The organism is Tsukamurella spumae, from assembly GCF_012396015.1.
GTDB classification, from domain to species: Bacteria; Actinomycetota; Actinomycetes; order Mycobacteriales; family Mycobacteriaceae; genus Tsukamurella; species Tsukamurella spumae.
Genome location: NZ_JAAXOQ010000009.1, coordinates 49,056 through 61,249, shown reverse-complemented (window position 1 = coordinate 61,249; position 12,194 = coordinate 49,056). Strand labels below are relative to the sequence as shown.

The following is a 12,194-nucleotide window of genomic DNA, read 5'->3' as shown; positions in this document are numbered from 1 at the left end:
TCACAGCGTCCGGGCCCCGCCGAGAAGCAGATTCGTGACCACACGAGCGCTCTCGGCGGGGCTCGACACGTCGACATCGCTGACCATCGCCGCGGCGGTGCCCAGCATGTACCCCAGCCAGACCTGCGCGATGTCGTCGATGTCGAGACTCTCGTGCAACAGGCCCGCCGCCGCCGCGCCGCCCAGGATCGCCACGAACCGCATCACGGCCTCCCGGTACAGCCCCAGGTAGGTGTCGAAGGACTCGACGTCGACGCCGGGCACCTCCAGTGCGAGGAAGCGGAACTCGTCCACACGTTCCGCGATGTCTTGCAGGACATCGTGATTGAGATCGAACACCACGGCCTGTAGCGCCTCCACCGTGGAATCGGGCGGATCCGCCAGCACGGCGTCGAGCCGACCGAGGACGGCCTCTCGGTTCCGCTCGACGAGGATCGTCAGCATGTGCCGCTTGCTGTCGAAGTAGTTGTAGAAGGTGCCGTGGCTGACTCGGGCGCGCTCGGTGATCTCGCGGACCCCGACGGCGGCGTAGCCCTTGTCCACGAACTCGGCGATCGCGGCGTCCAGCAGCTCGGCGGAGCGACCGGCGGCGACCGGCGCCGGAGCATCGTCCGCCGGGGTGGGCACGCCCTCGCCCGCCGGCGCAAGGGACGGAAGCGCCGCCCTGGCATCGTGGGAGAGCACGCCGCTCGCCGACATCCGGACGGCGGAGCGCACGTACGCCCGCCGGCGTTCCGGGTCGTCGCCGCCGGTCAGTGCCATCACCAGGCCGGGGACGCCGAGCGACGGGAGCAGCCGCCCCAGGTGGACGGTCTCGCTCTCCGGGTGCTCGGTACGGGTCACGATCCAGCCGAGCTCACGGGCGTGGCCGAGCGCGCGCGCCATCATCGAATCGAAGGTCTGGTACAGGCCCTGGATCCGGTAGCGGACCTCCTCGTCGACCGTGCCGGACTGCACCATGACGACCTTGAGGATGTCGGGCCGCGAGTCGACGACGTCGAAGAGCCGCGCGGCGACGTCCTCCACCATCCGCTCGGCGGCCTTGAGGTCGCCGGCGGCGGTGACCTCCACGACCCGGTCGGGGCCGATGGCGGTCATGAGTTCGTCGACGCAGCGGTCGAAGACGAGGTCGAGGAGTTCACGCTTCCCCTCGACGTAGCGGTACAGGGTGCCCTGCCCCATGCCCGCGCGTTTCGCGATGTCCGCGACGGAGGCCTGCTCGTAGCCCAGCTCCGCGAACACCGCGAACGCCGCGTCGGTCAGCTGGTCCCGGCGCCGCTCGGCGAGGCCGGCCAAGGGCGGCCGGCCACGGCGGGGCCGGGGCCCGTCACTGACTCCCGACTCGGGTTGCGGCATGGTTGAAGATTCTAGCGTGGCGAGATCCCCCGGCGCGCACGCCAGTGTGCGATCTCATGGCCCATGGCGGTCGTCGGCCCGGCGATGTCGAGGACCTCGCACGCCACGTCGCGCCACGCGGCCGTCGCCCGGAGTTCGCCGAGCAGGGCGACCGTCGACATGTCGGTGCGGCGGCCGAGGGCGTGGGCCTCCTGCAGCATCTGACCTTCGAACTTGTCGAAGAAGCCGCCCGCCGGCAGCGTCGCGGTGATGACCGCGTCGCGCGCGGTCCGCGGCGTCACGGTGATCTCGCCTCCGCGCAGGTGCCAGCCGACCACCTTGTCGATGTACGCGGCGAGGTCCTCGGAGGTCATGACGTCGGGGCGGCCGATGAATCCCGCCCCCACCGCGAGTCGGTGCACTCGCTCGTGCTCGCCGCGCAACAGGGCCGTGAACAGTTCCCGCTCGAACTCGTGATCGGCGGGGCTCAGGTGCACCGTCATTCCGAAGTCGACGAAGCCCGCCCTCCCATCCGCGAGCACGATGACATTGCCGGGGTGCGGGTCCGCGCAGAACCGCCCGGTCCGATACATCTCACCGCAGTAGAACCGGTAGATCGCCTCGCCCAGCCGGTTCCGAACCGCCGGGGCGTCGTCGAGGGCCTCGGCGAAGGGCCTCCCGTCGAGGAACTCGGTCACCAGTACCCGGTCGGTACACAGGTCGTCGACGGGGTGCGGCACGGCGATCGAAGGGTGGCCGTCGAACAGGTCCGCGAAGTAGCGGTGGTGGCCGAGTTCGGCGACGAAATCGAGCTCGGCCAACACCTGCCGCGCGATCTCCTCCGACAGCTTCTCGGCGTTCGACGCCGGGATGTACTTGCCGAGCACCTTCATCAGCAGGCGCAGGTTCTTCAGGTCCGCCCGGACCATGGCCTGTACGCGGGGGTATTGGATCTTGACCGCAACGGCGCGACCGTCGTCGAGCACACCGCGGTACACCTGGCCGATCGACGCCGCTGCGATCGGACCCTCGAGCGAGACGATCCGGCCGCGGCGCTCGCCGAGCTGATGATCGAGGAGCTTCATCATCTCGGCATCGCTCCAGCGCGGCGCCGATCGGAACAGCGGTTGCAGCCGCCGTTCGAACTCCTCGCGCGCAGCGCGACTCGTGATGCCGATGTCGACGACCGCGAGCAGCTGACCGAGCTTCATCGCGGCGCCGCGCATCCCGCCGAGCACGGTCACCAGGTCGTCGGCCAGTGCCAGGATCAGTGCATCGCGCGCATCGCGATCCGCCTGCTCGTCGCGGAACCTGGACGCGACCATCGTGCCCGCCGTGCGTGCCGCGTGGCGGACGGCGACGCCGCCGATCCGGGCGCCCCGCCACACCCGCCCGGCCGGAGCGGCCGACCCGTCGTCGTGCGGATCACGCCGCGCCACGATCGCCCCCTGCCCGCAGACACTCCTTCATCCGCGGCGCTCCGCCGACGCGGCACCGCTCGCCGCGGTCCCCAGCCGCCCCTCCGCCGGGGACGACGCCCTCGCCCACCGCCGACGCGGGATCCGCCCGGCGCCCCGCGCGAGGAGCCCGGCCTCGACGGCGAGGCGCATCGCCGTCGCCATCGCCGCGGGATCGGCGGCGCGGGTGACGGCGGACGCGAGAAGCACGGCATCGCAGCCGATCTCCATCGCCAGGGCCGCATCACTCGCGGTACCGATCCCCGCATCGAGGATCACCGGGACCTCGCTCTGCGCCACGATCATCTCGATGTTGTGCGGGTTGAGGATCCCCAGCCCGGTGCCTATCGGCGCCCCCGCGGGCATCACCGCCGCGCAGCCGACGTCCGCGAGCCGGCGGGCCAGGATCGGGTCGTCGTTGGTGTAGGGCAGCACGATGAAGCCATCGGCCACCAGCTCCTCGGCGGCCTCCACCAGCGCGACCGCGTCGGGCAACAGGGTCTCGTCATCGCCGATCACCTCGAGCTTGATCCAATCCGTGTGCAAGGCCTCTCGCGCCAGTCGCGCGGTGAGGACCGCCTCGGCCGCGCCCAGGCAGCCCGCGGTGTTCGGCAACGGCACGATGCCGAGCTCACGGATGAGGTCGAGGACACCGCCGCCCTCCGCCAGGCTGGTGCGGCGCAGCGAGACGGTGGTCATCTCGGTCCCCGAGGCGACGAGCGCCGCCCGGAGGTGATCCAGGTTGGCGCTTCCGCCGGTGCCCGTGATGAGCCGCGAGCCGAAGGCGCGACCACCGATGATCAGCGGCTCGACCGGCGGGGTGCGCTGCGCCGCGTCAGCCACCCTGGACCGCCGTGAGCACCTCGACATCGGCGTACGCCGGCAGCGCCTCCGCCCACCGCGAGCGCGGGTGGACGGCACCGTTGACCGCGATCGCGACGCCCTTGTCGGGCAGCCCGAGCTGCTCGAGCAGCGACTCCGCGGACGTCCCGTCGAGGACCAGCCGGTCCTCGCCGTTCACCGTCAGCTCCATGCGTGCACCTCCTGATCGAGAACCATATCCGCCGCGCGCACCCCGGTGACCGGGGCGAGCAGGATGCCGTTGCGCCCGTGCCCGGCGGCGGAGAAGACGCGCCCGCCGAGCGGCGCGATCACGGGAACGTTGTCGGCCGTCGTGGGGCGCAACCCCGCCCCGACCTCGAGCAGGTCGTACTCGCGGAGGAAGGGCAGCACCGTGAACGCGTCGTCGAGCAGGTCCACCACCGGTCCGATGCGGGGCGCCAGGTCTCGATCGTTCTCGTACTGGGTCGCTCCGACGACCACGCCATCGGCACGCGGCACCACGTACACCTGCCGGCCGTGCACCCGGGCCCGGACCGTCACCGTCGGCGGAGGTAGGCAGGAGGGGCCGCACCGCAACCGCACCACCTCCCCCTTGATCGGGCGGACCTTCAGGTCCGGAGCGAGGGAACCCGAAGTCGAACCCGCGCAGATGATCACGGCATCACCCTCCAGTTCTTCCACGCCCGACGGTCCGCCGACGGCCTCCGCTCGGAACGCGACCCCGGCGTCCGCGCAGGCGACCATCAGCGCGCGGTGCACGAGGCGGTTGTCGACGGCGATCTCCCGCGGTGCCGCCGCGGCGGCCCGGATCCGCGGGGCCGCACCGGGAACCGTCCGGACGGCGGCCGACGGGCGCAGCGCCCCGAACAGCTCCTCGTCGCCGACCGACGCCGCGACGGTCGCCAGGTCGGCGGCGTCACCGTCGTCCATCGCCAGCCAGACGGTGCCGCGGGCCGTGATCAGCGGGCCGTCGGCGTAGGGCTGGAGGGATGCTGCGAAATCGGCCCACAGGCCGAGGGATTCGACGCCGAGGGCGTACAGCTCCTCCTCCCCCGGCCAGGCCTCCGAGTACGGGGCGATCATGCCGCCCGCGACCCAGGACGCCCCGGAACCGGGCTCCGGATCGACGACGGTGACGGCGCACCCCCGGCGCGCCAGCGACCACGCCACAGTGAGGCCGACGGTTCCGCCACCCACGACCGAGACACTCTTGTTCATCCGCACGGGATCCTTCCTTCGCCGGCATTACCCGGATCAGGTCTGACGGTCAGGGGCGGCGCGTGCCCCACTCTCAGCCCCGCGACCTCGGGGCTCCCGTGTGTACGTCGCCACCCTACTCCCGCGCCTAGTGTTGGGGCATGGTCTCCCCACGCGAGCGACTCGCCGCCTCCTCCCTGTACCTGTGCACCGATGCGCGTCGCGAGCGCGGTGACCTGGCGGAGTTCGTGACGGCAGCGTTGCGCAGTGGCGTCGACATCGTGCAACTCCGCGACAAGGGCTCGGCGGGCGAGCGCGAGTTCGGGGCGCTGGAGGCGGCGCAGGAGATCGAGATCGTTGCGCAGTTGCGGGAGATCGCGCACGCGCACGGCGCCCTGGTGGCGGTGAACGACCGCGCCGATATCGCGCTCGGCGCCCGCGCGGACGTGCTGCACCTGGGCCAGGACGACCTGCCGGTTCCCGTCGCGCGCACGATCGTGGGCCCGGAGGTGGTGATCGGCCGGTCGACGCACGACGCCGCGCAGGCCCGGGCCGCGGCGGTCGAGGACGGCGTCGACTACTTCTGCACCGGCCCGTGTTGGCCCACGCCCACCAAGCCGGGCCGCTCCGCGCCGGGCCTGCCCCTGGTCCGCGAGACCGCGGCCGCCGCGCCCGCGCGGAAGTGGTTCGCCATCGGCGGCATCAACCTCGAGCGCGTACCGGAGGTGACCGCCGCCGGCGCGAACGCGATCGTCGTCGTGCGCGCCATCACCGCCGCCGCCGATCCCGAAGCCGCCGCCCGCTCCCTCAAGGCAGCCCTGAGCTGACGGGGTCAGGCGCCCGCGAGCACTGCGACCACAACAGCGATCCGGGCAAGGCTGCGACGGCCGATCCCGTAGATCGGCTGCCCACTCTGGTCATCGCCGACGTCGCGTGGGGGACGACACACCCCACACGGCTCGTCGTGGGGGATTCGGCGTTCGGCGTGGGAGAGTCGGCGTTCAGTGGGGGAATCGGCGCCGCGCGGGGGACAGCCGAGCCCTCATCGAACGAACGGCGTCTGGTGTGGGACCGAACGCCGGATGGGGGAATCGGTGCCGCGCGGGGGACGAACTCCGGTCCCGGCGATCGGAAGGCCGCGACGACGTGAGCACCGCCCGCCTGCGACCGCGAACCAGCGGCTACTCCGCCGCGAGGGCGCGGACCTGGGCCTGCAGTTCCGGCCAGGCGGCGGCGAAGGCGGGGTGCAGTTTGCGGTCGGCGACGGAGCCCAGCGCGACCCACTCGAGGGCGGTGGACTCCTCGTTCGGCACCAGATCACGCGGCTCGACGACGCGGGCCAGCACCGTCGTATAAGTCCAGCCGACGGCGGAGCGGGCGGTGACCACCTCCGACAGCACCTCCAGCGAGGTGGGCGGGAGGCCCGTCTCCTCGAAGGCCTCGCGGAGTGCGGCATCGGCGGCGGACTCGTGCGAGTCGCGCGCGCCGCCGGGCAGCGCCCACGTACCGCCCTGGTGACTCCACCACGCCCGGTGCTGCAGTAACACGCTGCTCTCGTCCGACGACAGAGCCAACAGACCCGCTGCGCCGAACCGGCCCCAGAACCGGGAACCGTCCGGGTCGCGTACCCAGCCGTTCCCGTCACCCAACATGCACCCCACCGTAGCCGACGAACCGCGGACTCGGGCGAGGACAAAGCGCGTCATGCACGCCGATGCGGTGGGGTCGCGCGATAGGGTCGACACACAGTGTTCGTAGTGGCCCGACCCCGGCCGGAGGGTGAACTTCAGGGAAGGAGCAGACGGTGACAGCCCAGGCGTCGAAGAGCCGACAGCTATCGTCCCTGCGCCTCCGATCCTTCCCCGAGTCTTCGGTTTTCGGCGAGCTCCGCGAGTTCTTCACCTCCAGCCCCGGCAAGCTCGTGTCGATGGCCCTGGTCCTCATCACCATGTGCCTGTTCACCGGGTGGTTCACCTCCGCCGTGCAGCTCTCGCGCACCGAGGTGCTGCAGCAGAACCTCGCCGACTACGAGCCGCGCGCCCACGCCGCGCAGGTCCTCTACAGCTCGCTGTCCGCGGCGAACGAGTCCGCGAACGCCGCCTTCGTGGCCGGCGGTCTCCCCTCCGACGAGATCCAGAGCAGCTACAGCCTCGCCCTCGCGACCGCCGGCAAGGCGCTCATCACCTCCGCCACCAGCCTGCCGCCCGAAGACGGGCGCGCGCACGGCAACCTCGACACCATCGCGATGAACCTGCCCGTCTACACCGGCCTCGTCGAAACGGCCCGCACCAACAACCGGCTCGACAACTCGGTGGCAGCGGCCTACCTGGCGACCGCCTCCACCCTCATGCAGGACACGCTCCTGCCCGCCGCGGAGAGCTTCTACCGCGAGGAGACGGAGAACCTGCGCGATACCCACGCGAAATTCGCCTCGCCGCCCTGGGCGGTGTTCGGCGTGCTCGGGATCGCGCTCGCGTCGCTGCTGCTCACCCACGAGTACCTGGCCCGCCGCACCCAGCGCCGGATCAACCGCGGGCTCGTCGTCGCAGCGGCGGCGCTCACCATCGCGCTGTCCTGGGTGGCGGTCGCGGGCCTGGCATCGTCGACCTATTCCCTGCGCGCGGAGCAGCGCGGCACCGCGGCGGTGGACGCGCTCTCGCAGGCCCGGACACTCACCCAGAAGGCGCGCTCGATGGAGACGATGGCGCTCGTGCAGCGCGGCGCCGGACGAGGCGTGCCGGCGAGCGCCTTCGCCGACACCCTGCAGCAGGCACAGTCCGAGCTGCAGTCGCTCGGCACGCCCGACGCCGAGATCTCCGCGGCGGTGGACGCCGCCCGGGCCGACGCCGCGCACTGGATCTCGGCGCACCAGCAGATCGCGGCGCGGGAGGCGACGGGCGACTACCTGGGCGCGACGCGGCTCGCCATCAGCTCGGACCCGGGCTCCGCGGCGGTGGCCTACCGCTCGCTCGACGCGCACCTGACCGCCGCGATCGATCGAGCCCGAACCCTCTACCGCGACAACGTCAACACGGCACGCTTCGCCATCGCGTTCTCCGGCCCCAGCGCATTCGTGCTGTGCGTGCTGGCGGCGGCGGGCGTCGCCGCCGGCTTCTACCCTCGCGTCAGGGAGTACCGATGATGCGCAGACTCCTCAGCGGGATCGCCCTCGGCACGGCCGTCGCCCTCGCGACGACGGGATGCGTCGTCTCGGCTCCCGAGGCCCCGGGGGACGCGGTCACCTCGTTCTCCCAGCCGGTGCCGGGTTCCGGGGCGGTCGTCCCCACCGACGCGCCGATCCCGGCCGAGGTGTCCATGTGCCCCGGCACCCTGGCACCGTCGGGCCTGCCGCCCGCCGGCCAGATGGTCCCGGGCACCACCATGGCGACCATCCACGACCGCGGCCGACTCATCGTCGGGATCGACATCGGGTCGAACCTGCTGTCCTTCCGCGATCCGATCACGGGCGAGATCAAGGGCTTCGACGCGGACATCGCGCACCAGATCGCCGCCGCGATCTTCGGCGACCCGAACCGGATCCACTTCCGGATCCTCTCGACCGCCGAGCGCCAGAAGGCGCTCGAGGACGGCACCGTCGACATCGTGGTCAAGACCATGTCCGCGACCTGCGATCGGGCGAAGACGGTGGCCTTCTCCGCCACCTACTTCATCGCGCAGCAGCGCATCCTCGCGCCGCGCGGCGCCCCCGTCAACACGGTCGGCGACCTCTCCGGGCGGCGGGTCTGCGAGGTGCGGGGCACCACCTCGCTCGATCGGGTGCGGCGACTGGTCCCGAGTGCGAGCGTGGTCGCGGCCGACTCGTGGTCGGACTGTCTGGTGATGCTGCAGCAGTCCCAGGTCGACGCGGTCTCGACCGACGACGCCATCCTCGCCGGGCTCGGGCAGCAGGACCCCAACCTGACGCTGACGGGGCCGTCCATGGGCCTGGAGTACTACGCCGTCGGCATCGGGAAGAACCGACCGGACCTCGTGCGTTTCATCAATGGGGTGTTGCTGCGCATGGCCTTCGACGGCACGTGGATGCGCCTCTACAACCAGTGGTTCGCGCCGTCGCTGGGCCAGGTGTGGTCGGCACCCGCGGCCAGGTACGAGGGGTAGGGAAAGCACGATGGGCGACGAGGTCGAGGAAACGGAGCACACACGGGCGCAGATCGTCGTGTTCGACGACGACGAGGAGCCCGGCACCGTCGGCACTCCGATGGACGGGCTGCTGGACGACGACGAGGAGGGCACCGTCGGGGCACCGATGGAGGGGTTGTTCGACACCGAGCCCCCGCCCGTCGGCACGCAGGTGACGACGGTGCCGCCCCCGGCCCCGGCGGTCCAGACCGAGGCGACGCCGCGGTTCGGGAACGGACCCGTGCGCGCCGCGAGCACGACGCGGGTCGCGGCCCGCCGCCGCGTGGGCGGCGGCCTCGTCGAGATCCCACGGATCATCGAGGTCGACCCGTCCGAGGCCATCCGGACCAACCCGATCATCGCCGAGGGCAAGCGGTACTGCTGGAACTGCCGCAAGCCCGTCGGCCGCGCGCACGACGGTGAGCCCGGCCAGCTGATCGGCACGTGCCCGCACTGCGGCGCCCGGTTCTCGTTCGAGCCCGCGCTCAAGCCCGGCGACATCGTGGCGGACCAGTACGAGATCAAGGGCGCGATCGCGCACGGCGGCATGGGCTGGATCTACCTGGCGACCGATCTCAACGTGGTGGACCGGCCCGTGGTGCTCAAGGGCCTGCTCAATTCCGGCGACGCCCAGGCGCAGGCCGTCGCGGTCTCGGAGCGACGGTTCCTCGCCGAGATGACGCACCCGTCGATCGTCAAGATCTACAACTTCGTCGAGCACCCCGACCCGGACGGCACCCAGATCGGGTACATCGTCATGGAGTACGTGCCGGGCAAGACGGTCAAGGAGATCCTGTCCGAGACCGCCGACGGTGCCGGGGCGGGCACCAAGGTGGAGGTGGAGCAGGCGATCGCGTACATCCTCGAGGTGCTCCCCGCCCTCGGCTACCTGCACAGCCTCGGCCTCGCCTACAACGACCTCAAGCCGGACAACATCATGATCAGCGAGGAGGACGTCAAGCTCATCGACCTCGGCGCCGTCGCCCCGCTCGGCGGCTACGGCTACATCTACGGCACACCGGGTTTCCAGGCGCCGGAGATCGCCAAGACCGGGCCGTCGATCGCGTCCGACATCTACACGGTGGGCCGCACCCTCGCGGTGCTGGTCGCCGAGGTGCCGATGGAGAACGGCCGGTACGTCGACGGCCTTCCCTCCCCCGACGAGGACGAGACGCTCGCGCAGTACAACTCGCTGTACCGGCTGCTGGTGAAGGCGACGGCGGAGAACCCGGACGAGCGGTTCTCCTCGGCCGCCGAGCTCACCGATCAGCTCCTGGGCGTGCTGCGGGAGTGCCTGTCCACCAAGTCCGGTGAGCCTCGGCCGGGCCTGTCCGTGGTGTTCACCCCGCAGCGGTCGACCTTCGGCGTGGAGCTGATGCTGCGCGCCGTCGACCCCGACCCCGAGGTGCACGACGACCGGCTCCGCGCACCGGAAGTACTGGCCGCACTACCGATCCCGATCGCGAACCCCGCAGACCCCGCGGCGGGCGTGCTCGCGCTCACGATGCGCAGCGACCCGACGCAGGTCCTCGACTCGCTCGCCGAGCTGCGCGAGGCGATGGCCGGCACCGTCGAGATCGATCTGGCCGAGGCGCGCGCACACCTGGAGCTCGGCGAGGTCGACGCGGCGACCACGCTGCTCGACTCGCTGGCGGCGCGCGAGCCGCATCGCTGGCAGGTCACCTGGTACCGCGCCGAGACCGCGCTCATGATGGGCGACTACGCGGCGGCCTACGACTACTTCGAGACGGTGACCGATCAGGCGCCGGGCGAGGCGGCGCCGAAGCTCGCCGCGGCGGTGGCGGCCGAATTCTGTTACATGTCGGGGGAATCCGACCCGGAGGGCTGGCTCGACCGCGCCCGCTGCCGGTACGAGAACGTGTGGCGCACCGACCGCGGCATCATTTCCGCAGCCTTCGGCGCCGCCCGGATGCGCCGTGCCGCGGGCGATATCGCGGGCACCGTCGAGATCCTCGACCAGGTCCCGTCCACCAGCCGGCACTACCACAACGCGCTGTGCAGCTCGGTCGTCGCGCTGGTGCACGGCCGCGACCTGGGCCAGGTCACCGAGGCGCAGCTGCAGGAGGCCGCGCGCCGCGTGCGCACGCTCCCCAAATCCGAGTTCCGCCGGCTGCAGCTGCGCGCGCTGGTGCTCGGTGTCGCCCTGGGCTGGGTGCAGCACCGCAATCAGCACGGCCGGCTCGACGGCACGGGCACCCTGCTCGACCACGCCCTCACCGAGCGCGGGCTGCGCAAGGCCACGGAGAAGTCGCTGCGCGAGATCGCCGCGCTCGCCGAGCGCAAACGCCAGCGCCACGCCCTCGTCGACCTCGCGAACGCCATCCGCCCCCGCACGCTGTTCTGACCGCCCGCTCCGCTCGGGAGCGGCACCGTCGGCTTAGCCCGTGCGGCGCGCCCCGATCGGGATGATGCAGGGTCGACCGGGCGCGACGGGATCGTCGATCACCCTCGAGCGCAGGCCGAAGGTCTCGAGCAGCATCTCCTCGCTGATCACCTCCGCGGGCGTTCCCTGGGCGACCACCGCACCGTCACGCATGGCGATGATGTGGTCGCTGTAGCGGATCGCGAGGTTCAGGTCGTGCAGGACCATGACGACGGTCCGCCCCTGGCTGCTGAGCTCGTCGACCAGGTCGAGCACATCGAGGGCGTGCGAGAGGTCCAGGTAGGTGGTGGGCTCGTCGAGCAGCAGCAGGTCGGTGCCCTGCGCGAGGGTCATCGAGATCCAGACCCGCTGCCGCTGCCCGCCGGAGAGCGAGTCGACGGGGCGGTCCGCCAGGTCGCGCACGCCGGTCTGCTCGAGCGCGGCGTCGACGACCTCGGCGTCGTCGGAACTCCACTGCCGCAGCCAGGTCTGGTGCGGGTGCCGGCCCCGGGCCACGAGGTCGCCCACGGTGAGCCCCTCGGGCGCCAGCGGGCTCTGCGGCAGCAGGCCCATGGTCGTCGCGATCTGCTTCGACTTCAGGCTCGCGATGTCGGCACCGTCGAGCACGACGTGGCCGGACGAGGGCTTGATCAGTCTCGCGAGCGTGCGGAGGAGCGTCGATTTGCCGCACCCGTTCGGCCCGATGATCGTCGTGACGACCCCGGTGGGGATGTCGAGGTCCAGAGCGTCGAGAACGGTGGTCTGGCCGTACCCGGAGGTGACCCTGCGGGCGCCCAGGCGCGACGGTGCCGAGGTCGCGGTGTCGGTGGTGGTCACGG

General features: G+C 71.7%; 11 protein-coding genes and 1 riboswitch. Of the genes, 4 read left to right on the top strand and 7 right to left on the bottom strand.

Annotation, left to right across the window (positions count from 1 at the left end; genetic code table 11):
* The 5 genes from HF999_RS08630 to thiO all read right to left on the bottom strand — a co-directional run bounded on the left by HF999_RS08630 (position 1) and on the right by thiO (position 4,853).
* Positions 1 to 1,356 carry a TetR/AcrR family transcriptional regulator gene (locus HF999_RS08630; protein ID WP_168545490.1) on the bottom strand — a complete coding sequence of 452 codons (1,356 nt, stop codon included), beginning with the start codon at positions 1,354 to 1,356 and terminating at the stop codon, positions 1 to 3.
* Positions 1,357 to 1,367: 11 nt separating this feature from the next.
* Positions 1,368 to 2,774 carry an ABC1 kinase family protein gene (locus HF999_RS08625; RefSeq protein ID WP_312854069.1) on the bottom strand — a complete coding sequence of 469 codons (1,407 nt, stop codon included), beginning with the start codon at positions 2,772 to 2,774 and terminating at the stop codon, positions 1,368 to 1,370.
* Positions 2,775 to 2,801: 27 nt separating this feature from the next.
* Complete coding sequence (locus tag HF999_RS08620; protein WP_168545489.1) at positions 2,802 to 3,662, bottom strand: thiazole synthase; 861 nt, start codon at positions 3,660 to 3,662, stop codon at positions 2,802 to 2,804.
* Positions 3,628 to 3,825 carry a sulfur carrier protein ThiS gene (gene thiS, locus HF999_RS08615; protein ID WP_168545488.1) on the bottom strand — a complete coding sequence of 66 codons (198 nt, stop codon included), beginning with the start codon at positions 3,823 to 3,825 and terminating at the stop codon, positions 3,628 to 3,630. The genes HF999_RS08620 and thiS overlap by 35 nt, the downstream gene beginning before the upstream one ends.
* Complete coding sequence (gene thiO, locus HF999_RS08610; RefSeq protein ID WP_168545487.1) at positions 3,816 to 4,853, bottom strand: glycine oxidase ThiO; 1,038 nt, start codon at positions 4,851 to 4,853, stop codon at positions 3,816 to 3,818. The genes thiS and thiO overlap by 10 nt, the downstream gene beginning before the upstream one ends.
* Positions 4,850 to 4,963, bottom strand: a riboswitch (TPP riboswitch). Its footprint overlaps the gene before it by 4 nt.
* A 30-nt stretch (positions 4,964 to 4,993) precedes the next feature.
* Here thiO and thiE point away from each other — a divergent pair.
* The gene (gene thiE, locus HF999_RS08605) at positions 4,994 to 5,659 is read left to right on the top strand and encodes a thiamine phosphate synthase (RefSeq protein ID WP_168545486.1); all 666 of its coding nucleotides are present in this window, start codon (positions 4,994 to 4,996) and stop codon (positions 5,657 to 5,659) included.
* A gap of 354 nt (positions 5,660 to 6,013) precedes the next feature.
* On the opposite strand, the gene HF999_RS08600 is transcribed toward thiE, so the two are convergent.
* Positions 6,014 to 6,484: an NUDIX hydrolase gene (locus HF999_RS08600; RefSeq protein WP_168545485.1), complete on the bottom strand. Its 471-nt coding sequence runs from the start codon at positions 6,482 to 6,484 to the stop codon at positions 6,014 to 6,016.
* A 152-nt stretch (positions 6,485 to 6,636) separates the two neighbouring features.
* Here HF999_RS08600 and HF999_RS08595 point away from each other — a divergent pair, with 152 nt between their 5' ends.
* The 3 genes from HF999_RS08595 to HF999_RS08585 are packed head-to-tail and all read left to right on the top strand — an operon-like array spanning position 6,637 to position 11,337.
* Positions 6,637 to 7,974 carry a GlnX family signal transduction membrane protein gene (locus HF999_RS08595; protein WP_168545484.1) on the top strand — a complete coding sequence of 446 codons (1,338 nt, stop codon included), beginning with the start codon at positions 6,637 to 6,639 and terminating at the stop codon, positions 7,972 to 7,974.
* Positions 7,971 to 8,951: a glutamate ABC transporter substrate-binding protein gene (locus HF999_RS08590; RefSeq protein ID WP_168545483.1), complete on the top strand. Its 981-nt coding sequence runs from the start codon at positions 7,971 to 7,973 to the stop codon at positions 8,949 to 8,951. The genes HF999_RS08595 and HF999_RS08590 overlap by 4 nt, the downstream gene beginning before the upstream one ends.
* Before the next feature lie 10 nt (positions 8,952 to 8,961).
* Positions 8,962 to 11,337 (top strand): serine/threonine-protein kinase, encoded by a 2,376-nt coding sequence (locus HF999_RS08585; protein ID WP_168545482.1) that lies wholly within the window; start codon positions 8,962 to 8,964, stop codon positions 11,335 to 11,337.
* A gap of 33 nt (positions 11,338 to 11,370) precedes the next feature.
* Here the strand turns inward: HF999_RS08585 and HF999_RS08580 are convergent, their stop codons facing one another.
* Positions 11,371 to 12,192, bottom strand: coding sequence for an ABC transporter ATP-binding protein (locus HF999_RS08580; protein ID WP_312854067.1), 822 nt, complete (start codon positions 12,190 to 12,192; stop codon positions 11,371 to 11,373).
* Positions 12,193 to 12,194: the final 2 nt, after the last annotated feature.